The sequence below is a fragment of the Niallia sp. FSL W8-0635 genome (assembly GCF_038007965.1).
Lineage (GTDB): Bacteria > Bacillota > Bacilli > Bacillales > Cytobacillaceae > Niallia.
Genome location: NZ_JBBOYD010000001.1, coordinates 1633951 through 1655266 on the forward strand (window position 1 = coordinate 1633951; position 21316 = coordinate 1655266).

The window sequence follows — 21316 nt, forward strand, 5'->3', positions numbered from 1 at the left end:
GAACTAATATATTAAAAGTAAGGATGGCTAATTATAAAAAGGGCTGTCCTTATTTTTTTGTAACAAAAAAGTCAGCGGTTTTAACGCTGACTAATGATATTCTTATTCTACTGCCTCATTCATTTTCGTTGGACCAGTTTGTTCCTCTGTTTCCTTTGGAGGAACAGCACGTTTTACAAATGCTGCTAGAATAAGGGCAATGATAACAATTCCGACTGAAATAAGGAAAGCGTCATTTATTCCTTCAAGCATTGCTTGCATTCCCAGCTGCTCCTGCATAGTAGCGAGGGCTTCTGGAGATGGTTGAGTAGTTGCGTTGCTCATATCTTTCATTGCTTGAGCTGCCAATTCTTCTCCATGTGCGGTTGTACGTTGAGACATGATCGTAATCATAACGGCAGATCCGATTGCTCCTGACACTTGGGATAATGTATTATTTAACGCAGTACCATGAGGATTCATGCGAGATGGCAATTCATTTAAACCATTTGTCATAATCGGCATCATAACCATGGACATACCGAACATACGTAAAGAATAGATAAGCACCAATGTAGTTGTAGTAGTTGTCATCGATAATTGACTAAACATATAGGTAGTAATGGCAGTCAAGGTTAACCCAACTAAAGCAAGTGTTCTCGCGCCATACTTATCAAAAAGTCTTCCCGTAATCGGTGACATAATCCCCATAATAATGGCACCAGGCAATAATAATAGACCAGAATGGAAAGGTGAAATTCCTCTAACAGTTTGAATATACATTGGCATCAAGAGCATTGCAGAGAATAGTGCGATATTAACTACTATCGTAATAACTGCTGATAACGAGAATAATGGATACTTAAAGATTCGGAATTCAAGCATTGGTGTAGTCATTTTTAACTGACGAAGAACAAAGAATATGAGCGCTATTGCACCTACTATTAAAGTGCCATAAACGTGAATATTACTCCATCCTTTCGTACCTGCTGAACTAAATCCGTATAATAATCCACCAAAACCTAAAGTAGATAAAGCGACAGATAAGATATCAATATGAATATCTACTTTTTCTTTCTTATCTTTAATTTTAAAAATCGCCAAAATTAAAACAAGGATTGCAATCGGTGAAACAACATAGAACAGCATTCTCCATTCATAATGTTCCACAATATATCCTGATAGTGTAGGACCAATTGCTGGTGCGAACGTCATAATCAGACCAAAAACACCCATTGCACTTCCACGTTTTTCAACTGGAAAGCTTGTTAGCAAAAAGTTCATTAATACAGGTAGCATAATGGAAGAGCCTGAAGCCTGTATCATTCGCGAAAGAAGTAATACTGGGAAGGTATGTGCGATTCCAGCAATTAAGGTACCAGCTGCAAAAAGGGACATTGCAGTGATAAACAATCTTCTTGTCGAATATTTTTGAATTAAGAAGGCGGATGTTGGAATCATAATTCCATTTACAAGCATATATCCAGTTATTAGCCATTGACCTACTGAAGGATCAATCTTGAAGTCTGCACTAATAGACGGTAAAGCGATATTTAGCAGTGTTGAATTTAAAAATGCGACAAAGGCACCCGCCATTAAAATAACAATTATGCCATATGGCGGTTTTTTTTCATTCGATGTTGCATTTGTGTTCATTAAAACTATTCCTCCCTATGAACTCTACGTTCTTTTTATCCATTGAATCTAAGCTTAAATAATAATATACCTGTAGTATAAATTTTGCAATAAAAATGTTTAGAATCCCTAAGTAAAAAATAATTTCTTTACAATCGACTTAAGATACTATGGAGAAATCCTTATAGCACAAGACATTCACCCGTTATTCCCTTCTTACGTAATTGTAATTTCATTCTAAATAACCTAGTATATAATTTGAACCAGTAGTCTAAATTTATTCTTAAGGTGATTAAATGAACAAACGTAAACAGCATGTAATGGATAAAGCACATGAATTATTTATTGAAAACGGATTTCAGCAAACATCGATCCAAGATATACTAACTGCAAGTAATATTTCAAAAGGTACGTTTTATAATTACTTCTCCAGTAAAAATGAGTTGTTAATTTCAATTTTTAAAAATATCTATACGGAATTGGAATGGAAAAGGAAACAATTACTAATTGGTCAGGATAAAACAGACAGCACTCTATTTATTAAACAAATTGAAATGTTGATAAGCACAAATAATCAATATAAAATAATTTCTTTATTTGAAGAAATCCTTTTTACAAAGGATGAAGAATTAAAAAATTATATTAAAAATAGAAGAGTGCATGAGTTTGGCTGGATTTATAATCGATTAGTTGATGTATGTGGTGCACAAAACAAAACCTATTTATTAGATTGTTCCATCATGCTAATGGGAATGATTCATTCAAGCATTTATGTGCATTCATTAGTCTATCAGGATCACGCAAATATACATCAAATTGTTCAGTACTGTGTGAATAGGATTCTCGATATGGTTAACCATTTATCTAATTCCAAGGAAGTCCTTTTAAAACCTGATACGCTGTATAATTGGATTGCACTTCAATCTATAAACGATGATGATATGGGAAAGAAGGAAATTCTTTGTATGCTTTATACGTTTAAAGCGGATTTGAAAAAAGAGAGAGAATTTCTTACTAATCACGAAAAAACAGAACAATTATTAACATTTATTGAAGAAGAGATAGAGATTAAACACCCAAGATATTTTATTATTGAAAGTACATTGATATCGCTGATGCAAGAGGTAAAAGATACCCCATATGCTAAAACGGTTCAAACACTTAAAGAAGGCATAGAAAGAGTATTTGCTCAACAAAATCAATGACATTGGGATAGGGAAAAGTCATAGCTAAAACAATGACTTTTCTTTTTCCCATTTACTGAGGATTTCACTAATCATGCCGGGGGAAAACAACTGACTTTATTCTGCACAGCCCGCTTTGTTTTTCCCTAATTTATGTCGCATGAAAAATGTTGCTGCCGCAATAATCACAACAAATGCTAAGCTAACAAAGAAGCCGATTCGAACTTGCTTCTCGATGATAGTTCCTGCAACAGCAGAGACAATAAGTAAAATACCAAAAGAAGATTTTATTTTATCCCACAGTTTTCCTTTCAGCACTTTAAAGGAAGAAAACAGGATGAAAGCCCAGTTATATAATAAAAGAATCCCAGCTGCCGTTGTAATATACTCGAATATTTTTCCTGGTAATAAAAGGGCGGCTATAACAGAAGCAAAGAGCCCAATTCCTCCGAGAATAAAGGACGGAAGAGGCAGCTGATTGAATTTCTTTAATTTTTTTGTGAAGATTTTTGGTGCATCCCCATCTTTTGCTAATGTAACTAACAAGCTAGTCACTCCAAATAATGAAGCTGTCATAGTGGAAAATCCAGCAATGATAATAGCTCCATTAAAAACATGGGGGAAAAAGTTTAAGTGATAATCGGATAAGGCAGTTACAAACGGACTTTCTTTTTCGGAAAACTGATCGAGTGGCGCTAAAATCGACGCCAGCCCTAGAGAAAGAACGTAGATTATCACGAGAATTATGAGCATATTTGTCCCAGCTTTTGGCGCGTCTTTTTTATCTTTCAGCTGCATGGCCATTAACCCGATTACTTCTATTCCTCCGTATGCGTAAAAGGCAAATAATAAAGAAATCCAGAAACCTTTATATCCTTTTGGAAATATTTCATTCATGGAACGCGGGATAGATATATCACCGTTTCCTCCATGTATCCAACCAAAAACAGCCGCTGCTGCTAAGCCAATAAACATAAGAATCGCTGCTGTTTTAATAATAGCTAAATAATTCTCAACACGATCAAAGCCCTTTGTCCCTAGAAAGACGACAAATAAGGAAAGAACAGCATAAATACAGGCGAATACCCATAATGGGACTTTAGGAAACCAAAATTGAGATAAAAGGGAAAGTGCTGTCAATTGGCTCCCCATGATTAGAATATTAGAGAACCAATAATTCCATCCACAACTAAAGCCGGCCCAAGGACCGAAAGCTTTGTTTGCATAGTAGCAGAATGATCCTTCCTGTGGATCTTCAGCGGTCATCTTCGCTAATTGGTTAAAAACAATATACGTTCCAATTGCAGCTAAAATAAAGGTGAAAACTATGGAAGGACCTGTTTCTTTAATCCCGAGGCTAGACCCTAGAAAATAGCCAGTTCCTATCGTACAGCCCACACCAATTAAAGATAGCTGCCACCATTTTAGATTTTCAGATTTTGATGAATTAGAATTTTCCTGTTTATTTGTCATGTTTTTCTCCTCTTTAAGTAATAATCAGGGCTTACTTACAAAAGATTGAATCGTTATTAACCACTATTAGTATGTCAGCTTTTTCAGCAATTATTTGTTTAAGTTAGATAGAAAAGATGGCTGTTCTTTTTAAAAGCAGAAAATATTATTTCCTAATGAAATAATTGTGAAAAGATGGTAACTTAGATAGGGTGAGGATTTTTTATAAATGAGGAGAAAAGATGATTAGATTTGACAATTACTTATTTGTTTTATTATTAAATGTAGTTCCAATTTTTATTTATTATTATTATTTCCATAAAATGAAAATTAAAAATGTAACACTATTTACCTTTATCTATTGTTCAGCCATATTAATTTTATCTATGACATTTCCTTTAGAAATAGCTCCTGGTCATATTTATGATTTAAGAACAATTCCTTGGTTAGTCGCTTTTTTCTATGGAGGGTTTCCAGCAGGATTATTGACAACTGTTGTGATGGGAATATACAGATATATGATTGGGTTTAATGAAGGACTAGTAGTGATGATGATTATCGTACTATTATCCGTACCCATTTTGTACTTCGCAATCAAAAAATACAAGCAGGCCCAATCTTTAATAAAAAGAATACTGATTGCTTGTATCACATCATTATTTCCTATAAGCATTGATTTAATTGCTACTTCTTTTTTCACAAATAAAATAACCTTAACATTTATTGTTTATTTATACTTGTCTCATATTGTTACTTTAATTATTTCTATTTATCTTATAGAGTCACTCTCTTATCAAGAAAGGAAGAAAGAGCAAAAACAGCAGACAGAAAGAATTAGATTAATTGGTGAAATGGCAGCTTCTGTTGCACATGAAATAAGAAACCCTTTAACTGTTGTTAAAGGATACACTCATTTATTAAAGGAATCTTCCAATATTACAGGAAAACAACAAGAGATGCTTTCGCTTATGGGATCAGAATTGGTGAGGGCAGAAAAAATAATTAATGATTATTTATCACTTGCTCGTACAAATGAAGGCATGAAAGAACAGATAGATGTAGCCAATCTTCTCAAAAAAGTAGAAGAGCTTATGAGTCCATATGCTCTTCTAAATAACGTGAAAATATTTAATAAAGTTCAAACACCATGTATAATTCATGCTGGGCAAGATGAAATTCTACAATTATTTATAAATATGATCAAAAATGCTATTGAAGCAATAGAGGACAAGGGTGAAGTCGTTATTTCCGAACAAATGACAGAGTCTTATATAAAGATAAATATTACGGATAATGGAAAAGGAATGTCCGAAGAGGAACTAAACAGACTAGGAACTCCTTTTTATTCTACCAAAACACAAGGTACGGGAATTGGGACCACTGTATGCTTTAATATTGTTCATCACCTAAACGGCAAAATTAAGATTAAAAGTAAAGTGAATAAAGGAACAACTTTTTCTGTATATTTGCCGATTGTTAGTAAATAAATGAAGAATGTATGGGCAGACTATAAAATACGAATAAATTTGTTCATACATTCATTCTTAAAGAACAAAAACGTTAGCTAAAAATGAAAACACTTACAGGAATTCTGGTTTTTATGAAGAATATATATAAGGAAGAAAACGAATATTTCATCATTTTTTTCGCATAATAGCTTATATAGTAAAACGTAAGAATATTTCGAGTTAATATTTAATTTGTTGGTTTTGTGACGATAATCTCTTAAATCGTGATAAACTTCACTTTTGTTCAAAAAAACTCTATTTTTTTGTCAAACTTACATTTATTTTTGTTCAAAAAGTGGTATTATATTAAAGGAGTTTAATGATGGAGAGGTTGTGCATCCTCTACTAATGTGTGAAAGAGGAGCGTATTACCAGTATTAATTCGTACATACCTTCATTCATTTTAACTAGAGTTGGTAAAAATATCTTTTGCAAATTTTTGTGCATTGAATCACAAGAAATTTGTTAATAACATTTAAGCGAAAAGCTTATAGTAAAGGAGAATCAGTTATGTCAGAAACTACTGCTCAAACGAATGCTGAAAAACAACTGACTGCTACAAATCAAGACCTATTGGATCAGTTGTTAAAGCCTGAGGTACAAGAATCATTGACAACATTAATCGAGCAACTACCTAAATTAACTGAAATGGTTAATGGTTTATCTAAATCTTATGATGTTGTTCAATCACTATCACAAGATGAAGTTTTCAAGAGCGATATTGTTGGTGCGACTACTGAAATGTTCGAACCAGTAATCCATTCCGTTAAGGGGATGGCTTCAGCAGCAATCGAAGCAAAAGATCGTGCAGAAGAAAGCAATGAAACAATTGGTATTTTTGGTTTAATGAAAATGTTAAAAGACCCACAAGCACAAAAGATGTTCCGTTTTTTACAGAGCTATCTTCAAATTATGTCAGAGCGCAATAATAAATAATCTTTCATGTAGTCTAGCCTAGTCTGTGTATTGTATATAAAAAGGATTTCTTTTTATGAACAATACGGACAAGGAAGCCTGCCAATACTTTTAAATGTAATAAGGACGGAGGATTTACTATGTCAAAACATATCGTTATTTTAGGTGCTGGATACGGTGGCCTTTTAGCAGCTTTAAATGTTCGTAAATTTTACAGTAAAGCAGAAGCTACAGTTACCGTTATTAACAAATACCCAACACATCAAATTATTACGGAATTGCACCGTTTAGCAGCAGGTAATGTTTCTGAAAAAGCTGTTGCAATGCCGTTAGAGAAATTATTCAAAGGGAAAGATATCGATTTGAAAATTGCTTCAGTTGATTCTTTCAATGTAGATAATAAAGAAGTTGTTTTAGGCGATGGATCTAAATTAACTTATGATGCATTAGTAGTAGCTTTAGGAAGTGTAACTGCATACTTTGGTATCCCAGGTCTTGAAGAGAACAGCATGGTTCTTAAATCTGCAGAGGATGCAAACCGAATTTATAATCATGTTGAAGAGCGTATTCGTGAATATGCAAAATCAAGAAAGCAAGAAGATGCTACGATTTTAATCGGTGGTGGCGGACTAACAGGTGTAGAACTTGTTGGTGAGCTTGCTGATATCTTACCAGGATTAACAAGAAAATATGGTGTTGATTTCAGAGATATTAAATTACTATTAGTAGAAGCAGGTCCAAAAATTCTTCCAGTACTACCAGAAGACTTAATCGACCGTGCTACAAAAAGCTTGGAAAAGCGTGGCGTGACATTCTTAACAGGACTTCCTGTAACAAATGTTTCTGGCAATGTTATTGATCTAAAAGATGGTCAACAAATTGTAGCTAATACATTTGTATGGACTGGTGGAGTACAAGGGAATCCATTAGTTGGTGTTTCTGGACTAGAAGTGAACCGTGGCCGTGCAACAGTTAATGAATTCCTACAATCTACATCACACCCTGATGTATTCGTAGCTGGAGATAGTGCTGTATACTTCCCTGCTGATGGAGATGGTCGTCCAGCACCACCAACAGCGCAAATTGCTTGGCAAATGGGAGAATTAATCGGATATAACCTATATGCTTACCTTGAGGATAAAGCATTAGATACTTTTGATCCAATTAACTCTGGTACACTTGCAAGTCTTGGTAGAAAAGACGGAGTAGCAATCGTTGGCGGAAGCTCTACTCCATTAAGAGGATTACCAGCTTCGTTAATGAAAGAAGCAAGTAATATTCGTTACTTATCACATATCAAAGGTCTATTCAGCTTAGCTTATTAATAAATGGAAAAAAGATGAGATTTGGTGTAATCACACCATTCTCATCTTTTTTTTTACTTTTTACTATGGTTCAAAGAAATATTGCGCTTGATAGATAATGATTAAAATAAAGAGCTACATATAGATTCTTCCATATAATTCGTTGCATTATAGTTTTTTCGGTAAGATTTGCTGATTTATGCCCCTTTTGCTTTCTTTACTTTCCTATTTTTCAGGAGTAATATCATTCATGCAAACCAAAATTAATACAAATCGCTTAATCCATTTTTGGAACGGGGGACCCAAATTTTGTGTAAAACACTAGGGGTGAATCCTTATTAAGGAAGGGCAACTCTCATATGCCCTAATCCGACAGCTAACTCCGGAAGCGTTTAGAGGGGAGAATACTTGATGTTTACTATTACATAACTACAAAGTAATTCTTTGTAGTTTTTTTTTGCTCAAAAACAGAAAAGCATTAATATTTATAGTGAGGGATACATGGTGAACAAATCGACCGTAAAAAGAATGATAATTGGGAAACCGTTAAAAACAAATGCTTTAGGGGAACAGAAATTAAATAAATTAAAGGCTTTAGCTATTCTTTCATCCGATGCGCTTTCATCAGTAGCATACGGCACAGAACAAATTTTACTTGTATTATCAGCAGTAGGATTTTTAGCATATTGGTATTCCATTCCTATCGCAATTGGTGTCCTTGTATTATTAACAGCTTTAATGCTGTCTTATCGTCAAATTATTTATGCATATCCACAAGGTGGAGGTGCCTATGTAGTCTCCAAAAATAATTTAGGAGAGAATGCTGGCCTTGTTGCTGGAGGCTCACTTTTAGTAGATTATATCTTAACGGTTGCAGTTAGTGTTACTGCTGGGACAGATGCAATAATTTCTGCCTTTCCGAGTTTGTATCCGTATAACGTTCTAATTGCCATCATGATGGTCATTCTAATTACAATCTTAAATTTAAGAGGGGTAACGGAGTCTGCTTCTGTTTTAGCTTATCCAGTTTATTTATTTGTTTTAACCTTATTAATTTTAATTGGTGTAGGTATATGGAAAGTTTTAAACGGAGAAGTTCCTGCAGAGCTTCATGCACCAATGGGGACAACTGTACCAGGTCTTAGTATCTTTCTTTTGTTAAAGGCCTTTTCATCTGGATGTTCTGCTTTAACAGGTGTGGAGGCAATTTCGAATGCTGTGCCAAATTTCAAAGAACCATCTGCTAAAAATGCAGTAAAAACATTAACGATGATGGGATTATTTTTAGCAGTATTATTTTCAGGGATTACTTTTCTTGCCTATTGGTATGGGGTTGCTCCAAATGGAGAGGAAACGGTAATTTCTCAAATAGCCACAGAAGTATTTGGGAAAAATGCTATGTATTATATTACTCAAGTGACAACAGCAATCATATTAATATTAGCAGCCAATACGGGCTATGCAGCGTTTCCGTTACTTGCAGTAAATCTAGCGACGGATAAATATATGCCTCGAATATTTACTGTTAGAGGAGATAGATTAAGTTATTCAAATGGAATTGTTATATTAGGGATTGCATCTATATTATTAATCGTTTTCTTCGGAGGTCATACAGAAAAACTTATTCCTTTATATGCAGTTGGAGTGTTTATTCCGTTTACATTATCGCAAACCGGAATGAGTAGAAAATGGTTGAAAGAGAAACCAGCTGGATGGAGAGGGAAACTAGCTATTAATTTAATCGGAGCGATTATTACTTTTACCGTTTTACTCATTCTCTTTACAACAAAGTTCTTACAAGTGTGGCCAGTACTTATCTTTCTGCCTTTTGTTGTTTTCGTGTTTCATAAAATAAACAAGCACTATCAAAATGTTGCAGAGCAATTAAGAATACCAGAGAAGCATTCTATTGTAAAAATGGAAGGAAATATCGTCATACTTCCGGTTGCTGGAATTACCAAAGTGGTAGAGAATTCTTTAGCGTATGCGGAGACAGTAGGAGATGTAGTAATTGCCGTATATGTGGCATTTGACAGAGAGAGCGAAAGACGGATGGAAGAAAAATGGAAGGGGTTTAGACCGGATATTCGGTTAGTGACCATTCATTCTCACTATCGAAGTCTTATTAGACCATTAGCGAGATTTATTGATACGATAGAGGAAAAAGCTGCTGAACAGAAGCATAATGTCACAGTTATTATCCCACAATTTATCACGAAGAAAAATTGGCATAATATCTTACACAATCAATCAAGTCTTTTGATAAAGGCACATCTTCTATATAAAAGAAATGTTATTGTTACAACTGTTCCCTATCATTTAAGAAAATAGTAATTGGAATAATATCGATATAAAGGATAATTTTTATTCTTTTTCATAACCTATTGGTAAACTTTGAAAAAGTGGAAATTATCCTTTTTGTATATCCTAGCAATATTGTTAGGAAGGAGATAAATACGATATCGATGATTCTAAGGGAGTAGTTTATAATATGAGACGCTGTTTATTAAGTATGTCCATTTTATCAATCTTTTTGTTAACTGGTTGTTGGGATCATTCGGAATTAAATCAAAGTGCTATTGTAACAGGGATTGCAGTAGATAAAGGGGAAGAGTGTAAATATAAACTTTCTATAGAGAGTACTTCTGCAATAGAGTTAAACCCTAGAACTGCTCAAGGGTTGGCCCCTGCAATCGTTTACTCGATAGAAGGGGATACACTTGGAGAGATTATCCATAAGTTTAACATTGCCATATCTACGCATTTAGTTTTTTCCCACACGAGATTACTTGTAATTGGGGAAGAAATTGCGCGAGAGGGTATTCTTAGCTTTATGGATTATTTCGATAGGGATAGAGAGATAAGAGATGATTTTAATATAGTTGTTGCTAGAGATTCAGATGCGGTTGATTTCTTACGTGTAATTAATGACTATCAAAAAGTCTCTTCTTTGAAAATATTTCCGCAGTTTGATCATATGCTGGATGAATGGGGAGGGACTCCTGGAATTAAATTAAATGACTTTATTCGTACCTATTCATCACAAGGTAAAGTTCCAGTATTAGCTGCTATGAAAATTTCTGGAGATAAAGAAATGGGCGGCAGTATGGATAATATAACAACGACGGTTCCAGCAGCAATCGCCAAAATTGATTCTTTGGCAATATTTAAATATGGAAAGCTTCAAGGGTATCTTAATTTACATGAGACAAGAATATTATTGTGGATCCAAAATAAATTGGAAAAAACTTCTCTGACTATTCCCTATGAAGATCAAAAGTTTTTTGGATTGCGTGTTATTCATTCGCAGACAAAAGTGAAAGCTAGGCAAGTTAACGGAAGACCGCAAATAGATATATTCGTACGTGCTGAATCCACTTTAGACGGGTCAGATAAAGCAATAAAAGTCGCAAAGATAAATGCATTTGAAGATTTTGAAGAAAGAACCAACAGCTATTTAGAAAAGGAGTTTAATGGGTTAATTGAAAAAATGCAGAAAGAATATGTCGCTGATATATTTGGATTAGGAGAAATATTTCGAGACCAGGATTACAAGCATTTTAAACAATATGAAGAAAATTGGGATATTGGTTTTAAAGATGCAAAGATAAATACGCATGTTAATATTGAAATAAAAAGAAGTGGCTTTAGAAACAATAGCTATAATGTAAACTGAATGACGATTTGTTTTAGTATACTTAAAAAAATGCTAGAAAGAGGAATTATTTATAAAAAATTAAAATAGCGTTATGATAAGAAGGAGAAATAAGAAAGACTTCATAAATAGGGGAGAGGTTAAAATGAATATAACAGAGGTAATCACAGGAAGAAGAACGATAAAAAAATTTACACAGAGGGAAATAGACAATACCAAAATTGTGGAGTGGCTACAACATGCTAAATTTGCACCAAATCATAAGATGACTGAACCTTGGGAGATTCTTTTTATTGGAGAAAAGACTCGAGCAGAATTAAAGCATAAAACAAATTTTGGCGGGGCATCAAAGGTGTTAGCGATTTTATCACATAAAGGAAGAAATCAAATCGAACGAGATGAAAACTTATCGGCTGTTTCCTGCTTTATTCAAAACTTTATGTTACAGGCATGGGATGAAGGAGTTGGAACATTTTGGAGCTCTGTAGGTGCTTCTACTTTAGGAAGAAGCACTTTAGGAGTAAGTGATGAGTATGAAGTCGTTGGAGTGCTCGCAATTGGTTATCCAGAAGAAATAATGGCACCGAAAGAACGAGCTTCCATTGAGGATAAAATTACCTATTTAGATTAAAGTTAGATTATGTTTTATCTATAATTTCGAAGGTTGGGACATAAGTATTCCAGCTTTAGCTAAACCCGAACAACCAAAAGTGTTCTATCAATGTTCGGGTTTAGTTTTTTTATTTAAAAACGAAGCACAATGGAATGAATTAGTTTTTAAACTTGCTATATTTTATAATCATAAATATTCTGTATAAAAAAGTAGTATTTATTTAAGAATTAAATTAGCGTTTGTTCATCTTTACAGATTGGCAATTTAGTTTTGTTCCAGCTTTTTTCCTAGTTCTTTTCCGTTATTTAGGAGTATAGAAGCAGGTAACATGCAAAACGTAAATTTTACTCTGTAAAATGGATAGAATCCTCTTATTGCGGAAACCTCTTTAAGTCTATATAATAATTTGGTATATATCGCAAATGTTACTTTTAGGAGTATGGCATCTAGGAGGACTATAAATGAAAAAATTGCTGTTACTTGCAACTGGTGGAACAATTGCTTCAGTAGAAGGAAAGGAAGGACTTGTCCCCGGTTTGTCTGCAGAAGAGCTCCTTCAATATTTTAAAAATGATATTTTAGAAGTTGATGTAACTTGTAAAATCATTATGAATAGAGATAGTACGAATATGCAGCCAGAACATTGGATTATGATGGCTAATACCATTGCGGAACATTATCATGAATACGATGGTTTTGTAATCACGCATGGAACAGATACGTTAGCTTATACATCAGCTGCACTTTCTTATATGCTGCATGGTCTGAAAAAGCCTGTTGTTATTACTGGATCACAGGTGCCGATTAGTTTTAAACAAACAGATGCTAAGAAAAATGTCATGGATAGTATTCGCTTTGCAAAAGAAGACATTGGTGGCGTATTTGTTGTTTTTGATGGTCGAGTGATTATTGGAACTAGAGCCGTAAAAATGCGCACTAAAAGCTATGATGCATTTGAAAGCATTAACCATCCATATGTGGCCAAAATAGAAGAAAATCAAATTCATTATTTATGGAAGCCGGACAAGCAAACGGATGAATTAGTATTGGATACAAGGATCTGTCCTGATGTGTTTCTATTAAAATTGCACCCAGGAACAAAACCTGAAATCTTTGATTTTATTAAACATGCATATAAGGGTGTCATTATTGAAAGCTTTGGTAATGGAGGATTACCTTTTGAGGAGAGAAATCTCTTGCCGAAGATTGCAGAAATGGTAAACGAGGGAATTGCAGTTGTAATTTCTACACAGTGTTTAGAAGAAGGACAAGATCTCTTATTATATGAGGTGGGACGAAAGGTTTCCCAATACAATGTTATATTATCCGCAGATATGAATACAGAAGCTATTGTGGCAAAATTAATGTGGGCACTGGGTAGTGAACCATCATTAAATGAAATAAAGAGAGTAATGGAAAGTCCAATTGCCTATGATCTTTCAGTAGAATGGGAGAGTTAAAGAGTTGGTCTATTAGAATAAAAAAAGCGACCTATCAATCATGTATTCCGGATTGATAGGTCGCTTTTTTTATCCAGTTTTAACGAGGAGGAATCCGGGTGTATAGAAGTAGGTTTATCTACCTAATTTTGTGCCTTGTATGTATATTCAAAAAGTTGTGAAACAAAGATTAATCGTTAAGAAAGCAACTTTTGAAATAGATAAGTTGGGGATATTTTGAAAATACATGAAACTTTTGGACTGATGTGTACAAAAGTGTGAAAAAAACGTGACTATAGGATTATATACTAGTAGAATAATAGATAATATTATAGGTATTAAAGAATACATAATCGGGGTATGAAAAATAGATAGTTATAAGGTGATAGGTTTAAAGATACTCAATAAAAAATTGAGTCATAAGAACTAGGAGGCATGTAGTAGTGAAAAAAGTAATAGTACCAGGGATATTTCTAGCAGCGTTATCTTCTCCGCTTTTTATGGAAGAGGCTCAAGCTGCGTCCGTAACCAAATATGTAGAAGTGAATAAGGGATCGGTATTAAATGTACGGGTCGGTCCATCTGTAAATACAAATATCGTAACCAAGTTAAATGCTGGTGCGAAAGTTAATGTTCTTTCGGAAGCAAATGGTTGGTCAAAAGTGAATGTAAATGGAAAGACTGGATATGTATCCTCAAGTTATTTAATAACAAAACAAGAAAGTTCGATAAAATATGTTTCTATTAACGCAAATTCCACTTTAAATGTTAGAGAAGCAGCTTCCACTAAGGCTAAGGTGGTAACAAAGCTTAAGAATAATACGAAGGTAGAGGTAGTTTCTGAATCCAATGGCTGGTCAAAAATTAAAGTCGATGGAAGAAATGGATATGTAGCATCAGAATACATAAAAGCTGTTCAAACAGAGGAAAAGAAAACAACGAATGTATCAGGTGAACAAAAAAAAGGAACAAAGTATGTAAATGTAAATGCAGGATCTAGTTTGAACTTAAGAAATAGTCCTTCTAATTCAGCTTCTATTATTGTTAAACTGGCAAAAGATGTAGCTGTAACGGTTTATTCTGAATCCAATGGTTGGTCAAAGGTAGAAGTGTATGGAAAACAAGGATATGTAGCAACACAGTATTTAGCCGAAAAAAAATCAACTGCTAATGCTGAGCAATCAAAAGAAACAAACACAAGTGTAAAGACGACTACAAAATATGTAAATGTGGCTAAAAATTCTTCGCTAAATGTGAGAAAAGAAGCGAATACGAATAGTTCTATCCTATCGAAGCTTTCTAGAGGAACAAAGGTTGCTGTTCTTTCCAGTGCAAACGGTTGGGATAAAGTAACTGTATCTGGAAAAACAGGTTATGTAAGTAGTAGTTATTTGACTGATAAGCAAATGACAGATGATACTTCTACCAACAAAGAAGCCGATAAAGATAGTGGGCAAAGCAATTCGGAGAAATCGCCGACATTAATCAATAAGAAAGTAAATGTGCAGACTGGTTCTAATTTAAATGTAAGATCAACAGCTTCAACAAGTGGTTCGATTAAGGGAAAACTTAGTGCTGGAACAGTCGTGACGGTCCTATCAGAGAAAAATGGATGGTCTCAAATCAAGACAGCTAATCTGGAAGGTTATGTAAGTAGTGAGTATTTAACGAGCATTACTACTCCTGAAAAAGGAACAGAACAACCAGAGAAAACGGAGGACAAACAGCCAGAAGAAGCTCCAAAACTACTAGAAAAGAAAGTTGATGTGCAAGCCGGTTCTAGTTTGAATGTGCGATCAACAGCTTCGACAAGTGGTGCAATTAAAGGAAAACTTGCTGCTGGAACGGTAGTAACAGTAATAGACGAGAAAAATGGATGGTCTCAAATCAAGACAGCTAATCTGGAAGGCTATGTAAGTAGTGAATATTTAACGAGCATTATTACACCAGAAAAAGAAACAGATTCAAATGATAAAGAGGAAGAAACCAAACCAGAAGAAACACCAACTGTGCTAGAAAAAATCGTTAATGTCCAAGCAGGCTCTAGCTTAAATATGAGATCCACTCCATCAACAAGTGGTGCAATTATTAGCAAGCTCGCTGCAGGAACAGTAGTAATCGTACAGTCAGAAGAAAATGGCTGGTCCAAAATCACAGTAAATAATCTAGAGGGTTATGTAAGCACAGAATATTTAGCGGCTAAAGGAAATGGAAGCACTAACGTTACAATTAATAAAAATTATGTGAATTACAATCTGACATTAGAAGAAATGACAGATATTCAATTAAAGGTTAATCCACAAACGGATAAAAAATATGATACATATATCAGAGAAGATGCGATTGCGTTCAAAACATCTGATTCCACAAAAGGAACCGTACTCGGTAATGGTTGGAGATTACGTGGAGGGGCTGGAACTGATTATTCTGTTGTTAGCACCTTAACTAGTGGACAAGAATTAAAAGTGGTTTCCAAAGTGAAGGGAACAGATGGCTACTACTGGTATAAAGTAGATTATTCGCAATCGTGGGTTAGTGCTAGTAAAGAGGACACTGCATATTATCTTGATCCAAATAATTTTGTTAATAGTGACACTCAATCTCTTCAATTTCTAAAATTGTCTGCAAAAGCAAATGTAGATGATAAGGAAGTAGATAGTAAGATACTAGCTGGCAAAGGTATCTTAGCTGGTAAAGCAGCTGCTTTTGTCACTGCGGCTAATGCTTATGGGATTAATGAACTTTACTTAATTTCACATGCTCTTTTAGAGACTGGAAATGGGACGTCAACTTTGGCCAATGGTGTAGAGATAAATGGTAGAACGGTATATAACATGTATGGTATTGGTGCCTATGATGGATCTGCCATTTCAAGTGGTGCACAATATGCTTATAACGCAGGTTGGTTTACACCAGAAGCTGCCATTATTGGTGGTGCGAAATTTATTGCCCAAGGTTATGTAAATGCTGGACAAGATACTTTATACAAAATGAGATGGAATCCTGATGCAGCTGAGAAAACTGGGACAGCAACGCATCAGTATGCTTCAGATATTGGTTGGGCTACGAAACAAGTGAATCAAATCTATAACTTATATAGTTTAATAAGTTCCTATACATTAAACTATGAAATTCCAAACTATCAAGTAAGCTCTAAGTAGGAAAGCGATGATATCTGCCGTATTTTCTCCTTTTAAAAAGATAGCTTTAATTTTCTGTGTGTAAAAAGATTTTGATTATATAAAGGTAAGTCAAATCTCTGGTTATAGTGGTGTTTGGAAAGGTTATTTGCAATCTTTCTAAACATCACGCCAGAAGGTATAGCAGGATTAAGTGCAATGGGATTCCCTTTGTTATTAGCTGCTATAATATTTACATCAGCAGGAATGGCTCCTAGTGTATTTATATTTAATAATTGTAATATATTTTCTATTTCTTGATTATTTTTATATCCATTTACAAGCAAAGATAATTGCTGTTTATTTTGTGATTCGAGAATGCCGATCACTCTGTCTGCATCCTGTAAGGCAGTTTTATCAGGTGTAGTTACTATAATTGCTTCATCCGCTCCACTTAAAGCATAGAAAAATCCACTTTCTAATCCTGATGGAGAATCAATTAATATAAAATCATAAAATGGATCTATTTCATGAAGCATCTCCACAAAATATCCTAATTCCCTTTCTGATAATGTTTTTTTACTACCCGGAACTAAATGCAGATTCTTCATTGTACGGTGCCTAACCACTACATGATTAAAAGAACATAGCTTTTGCAAATAATCGGAAATATCCAGTATGATTCGATTAGATAAGCCTAATGGAATATCAAGGTTTCTTAAACCGAAGTCTGCATCGATTAAGCATACTTTATATCCTTTTAAAGCAAGAGAAATGCCGATGTTCGCAGTAATTGTAGTTTTTCCAACTCCTCCTTTCCCTGAAGTAATAGTAATAATTCGACTCATTATTAATCCCCCTAATATGTATAAAAGCAATAACTAAATCCCAGATTAAAAGAGTGCTAAACCTTTTATTATGTTTGTTTGGTTAAACGATTAATCGAGGATGAAAAAATATATTAATGGCGGTTCACTTTATATATAAAGATTTAGATTGATAAGAACGTTCAATCGAATGAAAATGAACGTAATACAGAACAATTTTAATATGAATAATGTAGAAGAGCCATATGTAGAAACTACTATCTATTCAATTGATATCTTTGCAACATTAGGAGGTTTTTGAACATTTTACAAGAGTTTTAGATGGCTAATAGGGAGAAAGACTGATTGAGCTTAAATGTTTTTGGGATGGTATTATTCGTGGAAGGGTATTTATGAGTAGAGATGGAAGAAAAAATAAGGAAAAAGTGCCTATTATTATCTAGGGGAAGTATAGTTTATATGAAAAAGATTCCCTATTGTTAAGGAAAGAGGACACTTGATTCTCCCGATGACAGTGGGCATCAAGTGTCCTTTTTTCCATACTGCTTTCATAATTCAATTAAATTTCATACAAGATGCCGTTTTAAGAAACTTGGAAATGCAATGAACTTATTTTTCTTGAATAGAACTATCAATGGAATACGGAGTAAAATCGATGTCATATTCTGATTCTAGTAGGGATTTTGCAAGCTGCTGCCCGATAAATGGTCCCATGGTTAAGCCGGATGCGCCTAAACCATTAGCAATTGTTATTCCCTCGTACTGTTTCAATCTCCCGAACACTGGAAGAAAGTCATTTGTAAATGGGCGAAAGCCAACTTTTGCTTCCCGCCAAACTGCATCTGATAAGCCAGGGGCAAATAGTAATGCTTTATCGATAATCTCTTTTATCCCTGCCATCGTAATGTCGGGAGCTAACTCAGTAGTATTTTCGTGTGTTGCTCCTATTACAATACTGTTATTTTCTAAAGTTAATAAATACTGATCATGTGGAGGCATGACAACAGGCCAATCAGCGCATTGAACATCATTTAACAATACGTGCAAAATTTGTCCTTTCTGTGCCTTTACGTCAAAGGATAATTGTAATGGTTCGAGTAATTCATTCGCCCAAACCCCAGCAGCAATGACTACTTCATCGGCATAAATAGTCGTGTTATCACTAAGTTTAACCCCTTTTATCGTATCTTTTTCTTTAATAAGTATACAAGATGATTGGATAAAGGTTGCTCCTAATTGCTTACTGGCCTCTATAAGGGCGTTTCGTAATGCCCATCCATTTACTCTTGCAGCTCCACTAATATGCAGAGCTCCATATCCTGATGCTAATAAAGGGAATAATTCCTTTGCTTCTGAGGAAGTAAGAATATTTACATCGCCAATCTCTGGTGCTTCTAATTTCCGTTTTAATGTTCTTTCTTTCATCGCCTCTAATTTTGCCTCATCGGAATGAAGGCTAAGTGCACCAACTTTTTTATAGCCTGTATTTAATTGATGATAGCTATTTAAATCTTGTACAAGGGATGGATAGTATTTTGCACCTTCTCTAGCTAATAGATACCATTTCTTGTTTCTACGCTGTGAATTCCAAGGACAAATAATACCAGCGGCTGCTTTAGTAGCTTGTCCTTGATCTTCTCTATCAATGATAATAACCTCTGCTCCTCGTTTTGCTAATTCGAATGTGATAGAGGCGCCCAGAATTCCTCCGCCAACTACTACAACTTTTTTCATGTATATATCAATTCCTTCTATTAGTATTAAATGCTGTTTTCTAAAAAGATTTTTGCTTTTCCAACAGGTAAGAAATGCTTGAGCAACCTGAATACATGTCCTCTTTATAATATAACATACTGTTTAAGAATAATTTTATGGGAAAAATGTTGAACTATGTCGAGAAAAAACGATAAAATACTTGTATTAAGAACGATACATTATTTTAATATTATTTAAGTAATTCCATTTTTTAGAGGAATATATAGGAAAAAAGTTTGAAAAAAGTGTGAACAATCGATGAAAAATGACATTTGAAACACAACTGTAATATTCCTATTACTTAAATGACAAATTATGATGTTATACTTCTATTTGTGGCGAAAGATGTTTTATATAAAGAACTTTCGTCGAAAACAGGGTTATTGTTTGATTTACAATGTAGAGAATACTATATTATAAGAGTCTCTCTACCAATTACATCATAAACATAAAGAAGATACATAGATAAATAAATTAGAAGAATTCTACATTAGATAATGTGCAGGGGGAAATGGAAATGTTAAAAAAGAAACTAGTGGTACTAAATACGACGATACTACTTGGATTAGGCACTAGCTTAGCCGTTCCAGGAATTAATGCTCATGCGAATCAACCAACTAGCGTTACGCAACAACAGGCATCTTTACAAAGCCAAATTTCTGATGCTCAAATAAAGATTGTAGAAACACAAGAAGAATTAAAAAAATTAGAAGCGCAAATTAATAGAGTAGATAAAGCAATTAAAGAAAATAAAAGCCTTATTGATGAAACAAAGGCTAAAATGAAAGCTACCGAAAAAGAAATTACTTCTCTTGAGAAAAAAATAAAAGAATTAGAAGATAGAATAGAAAAGCGTAACAATGTTTTAAAAGAAAGAGCACGTACCTTCCAAGAAAATGGTGGAAGTGTTGATTATATTGAAGTATTATTCGGCGCTGCTAGCTTTAAGGAATTTGTTGACCGTGTAGGCGCGGTTGCTACTATTATGGAAGCTGATCAAGACTTAATTGAAAGCAATGAAAAAGATAAAAAAGACTTAGAAGCGAAGCAAAATGAAGTGAAAGATAAATATAATGAGTTGAATGATACGAAGTTAGATCTTGAAGAAATGCAAAAGCAAAATGTAGATAAACAGAAGAAAAATGAGCAAGCAAAAAAAGATTTAAAAGCTAAAGAAGCTGAAAATAAAGAGCGCAAAGCAGAATTAGAACAAAAATACGGTTCTCTACAATCTGTAGAGCCACAAATTAAAAAAATGATTCAACAAAAAGAGCAAGATAACTTAAATCAATTGGTTGCTTCTACCGTTGGAACTAGTAGCAGTGGAAATACTAGTAAAGCTAGTAAGAGTTCAAGTGTAAAGGCGAGCGGCGGTAAATCAAGTGCTATTACTGCAGGTTATAAATACATTGGAAATTCTACTTATAAATTTGGTGGCGGAAGAACAGCTTCTGATGTAGCAAATGGACTGTTTGATTGTTCTGGATTTGTAAGTTGGGCTTATTCACAAGCAGGATACAGCATCCCTGCTAGTACAGATGCTTTGAAAAACTCTGGTACGCGCGTATCAACAAGTGATATGCAACCAGGAGATTTAGTATTCTTTAACACATATAAAACAGATGGACACGTTGGAATCTATGTAGGTGGAGGCAAGTTTATCGGTTCACAGAGTTCTACTGGTGTTGCGATTGCATCTATGGATAGCGGCTATTGGAAATCTGTATTTAACGGCAGAGTTGTTCGATTCTAATATAGTATAGTATTTTTTAAGGAAAGCATTACTAGATGAATTTGCGCTAGTAATGCTTTTGTTTATTTCTTTTATACCCTACTATTTAAAATATATGCAGATTTTATCGATATATGTGTTGTTTTTAGAAACTAATCGTTACTATTTACAAAAAGATAGTTGTTATTTAAAGGGATAG

Annotated in this window: 14 protein-coding genes and 1 riboswitch; of the genes, 10 read left to right on the forward strand and 4 right to left on the reverse strand. The window is 34.2% G+C overall.

From position 1 onward, the window contains the following. Window positions 1–102: 102 nt before the first annotated feature. On the reverse strand, window positions 103–1635 hold the full coding sequence (locus tag NYE52_RS07620; RefSeq protein WP_341192519.1) for a DHA2 family efflux MFS transporter permease subunit: 1533 nt from the start codon (window positions 1633–1635) through the stop codon (window positions 103–105). Between the two features lie 275 nt (window positions 1636–1910). Between NYE52_RS07620 and NYE52_RS07625 the strand changes: the two genes are divergently transcribed. Beyond that, window positions 1911–2819: a TetR/AcrR family transcriptional regulator gene (locus NYE52_RS07625; RefSeq protein WP_341192520.1), complete on the forward strand. Its 909-nt coding sequence runs from the start codon at window positions 1911–1913 to the stop codon at window positions 2817–2819. Between the two features lie 96 nt (window positions 2820–2915). On the opposite strand, the gene NYE52_RS07630 is transcribed toward NYE52_RS07625, so the two are convergent. Beyond that, window positions 2916–4271 carry an amino acid permease gene (locus NYE52_RS07630; protein ID WP_341192521.1) on the reverse strand — a complete coding sequence of 452 codons (1356 nt, stop codon included), beginning with the start codon at window positions 4269–4271 and terminating at the stop codon, window positions 2916–2918. Window positions 4272–4492: 221 nt separating this feature from the next. On the opposite strand from NYE52_RS07630, the gene NYE52_RS07635 reads away from it, so the two are divergent. From NYE52_RS07635 to NYE52_RS07670, 8 genes are all read left to right on the forward strand, one after another. Continuing rightward, a complete protein-coding gene (locus tag NYE52_RS07635) occupies window positions 4493–5737 on the forward strand; it encodes an ATP-binding protein (protein ID WP_341192522.1) in 1245 nt (414 codons plus the stop codon). 531 nt (window positions 5738–6268) lie between these two features. Continuing rightward, window positions 6269–6694 (forward strand): DUF1641 domain-containing protein, encoded by a 426-nt coding sequence (locus tag NYE52_RS07640; protein WP_341192523.1) that lies wholly within the window; start codon window positions 6269–6271, stop codon window positions 6692–6694. 119 nt (window positions 6695–6813) lie between these two features. Further along, entirely contained in the window at window positions 6814–7998 is a 1185-nt protein-coding gene (locus NYE52_RS07645; protein ID WP_341192524.1) for an NAD(P)/FAD-dependent oxidoreductase, read from the forward strand. Between the two features lie 243 nt (window positions 7999–8241). After that, a riboswitch (cyclic di-AMP (ydaO/yuaA leader) is annotated at window positions 8242–8382 on the forward strand. A gap of 96 nt (window positions 8383–8478) precedes the next feature. Next, window positions 8479–10308, forward strand: a complete 1830-nt coding sequence (locus NYE52_RS07650; RefSeq protein WP_341192525.1) for an APC family permease — start codon at window positions 8479–8481, stop codon at window positions 10306–10308. Between the two features lie 160 nt (window positions 10309–10468). Further along, entirely contained in the window at window positions 10469–11653 is a 1185-nt protein-coding gene (locus tag NYE52_RS07655; RefSeq protein WP_341192526.1) for a Ger(x)C family spore germination protein, read from the forward strand. A 124-nt stretch (window positions 11654–11777) separates the two neighbouring features. Then, window positions 11778–12263 (forward strand): nitroreductase family protein, encoded by a 486-nt coding sequence (locus NYE52_RS07660; protein ID WP_341192527.1) that lies wholly within the window; start codon window positions 11778–11780, stop codon window positions 12261–12263. A gap of 443 nt (window positions 12264–12706) precedes the next feature. After that, entirely contained in the window at window positions 12707–13705 is a 999-nt protein-coding gene (locus tag NYE52_RS07665) for an asparaginase (protein ID WP_341192528.1), read from the forward strand. 422 nt (window positions 13706–14127) lie between these two features. Further along, a complete protein-coding gene (locus tag NYE52_RS07670) occupies window positions 14128–16845 on the forward strand; it encodes an SH3 domain-containing protein (RefSeq protein ID WP_341192529.1) in 2718 nt (905 codons plus the stop codon). 32 nt (window positions 16846–16877) lie between these two features. Here NYE52_RS07670 and minD read toward each other — a convergent pair whose 3' ends face one another. Next, on the reverse strand, window positions 16878–17651 hold the full coding sequence (minD, locus tag NYE52_RS07675) for a septum site-determining protein MinD (RefSeq protein ID WP_341192530.1): 774 nt from the start codon (window positions 17649–17651) through the stop codon (window positions 16878–16880). 588 nt (window positions 17652–18239) lie between these two features. After that, the gene (locus NYE52_RS07680; RefSeq protein WP_341192531.1) at window positions 18240–19364 is read right to left on the reverse strand and encodes an NAD(P)/FAD-dependent oxidoreductase; all 1125 of its coding nucleotides are present in this window, start codon (window positions 19362–19364) and stop codon (window positions 18240–18242) included. Between the two features lie 538 nt (window positions 19365–19902). Between NYE52_RS07680 and NYE52_RS07685 the strand changes: the two genes are divergently transcribed. After that, complete coding sequence (locus tag NYE52_RS07685) at window positions 19903–21138, forward strand: coiled-coil domain-containing protein (protein WP_341192532.1); 1236 nt, start codon at window positions 19903–19905, stop codon at window positions 21136–21138. Window positions 21139–21316: the final 178 nt, after the last annotated feature.

Coding starts and splice junctions, on each gene's coding strand:
- NYE52_RS07660 (WP_341192527.1), top strand. CDS start 11,778: ATGAATATAACAGAGGTAATCACAGGAAGAAGAACGATAAAAAAATTT.
- minD (WP_341192530.1), bottom strand. CDS start 17,651: ATGAGTCGAATTATTACTATTACTTCAGGGAAAGGAGGAGTTGGAAAA.
- NYE52_RS07665 (WP_341192528.1), top strand. CDS start 12,707: ATGAAAAAATTGCTGTTACTTGCAACTGGTGGAACAATTGCTTCAGTA.
- NYE52_RS07630 (WP_341192521.1), bottom strand. CDS start 4,271: ATGACAAATAAACAGGAAAATTCTAATTCATCAAAATCTGAAAATCTA.
- NYE52_RS07680 (WP_341192531.1), bottom strand. CDS start 19,364: ATGAAAAAAGTTGTAGTAGTTGGCGGAGGAATTCTGGGCGCCTCTATC.
- NYE52_RS07645 (WP_341192524.1), top strand. CDS start 6,814: ATGTCAAAACATATCGTTATTTTAGGTGCTGGATACGGTGGCCTTTTA.
- NYE52_RS07625 (WP_341192520.1), top strand. CDS start 1,911: ATGAACAAACGTAAACAGCATGTAATGGATAAAGCACATGAATTATTT.
- NYE52_RS07620 (WP_341192519.1), bottom strand. CDS start 1,635: ATGAACACAAATGCAACATCGAATGAAAAAAAACCGCCATATGGCATA.
- NYE52_RS07655 (WP_341192526.1), top strand. CDS start 10,469: ATGAGACGCTGTTTATTAAGTATGTCCATTTTATCAATCTTTTTGTTA.
- NYE52_RS07635 (WP_341192522.1), top strand. CDS start 4,493: ATGATTAGATTTGACAATTACTTATTTGTTTTATTATTAAATGTAGTT.
- NYE52_RS07685 (WP_341192532.1), top strand. CDS start 19,903: ATGTTAAAAAAGAAACTAGTGGTACTAAATACGACGATACTACTTGGA.
- NYE52_RS07640 (WP_341192523.1), top strand. CDS start 6,269: ATGTCAGAAACTACTGCTCAAACGAATGCTGAAAAACAACTGACTGCT.
- NYE52_RS07650 (WP_341192525.1), top strand. CDS start 8,479: ATGGTGAACAAATCGACCGTAAAAAGAATGATAATTGGGAAACCGTTA.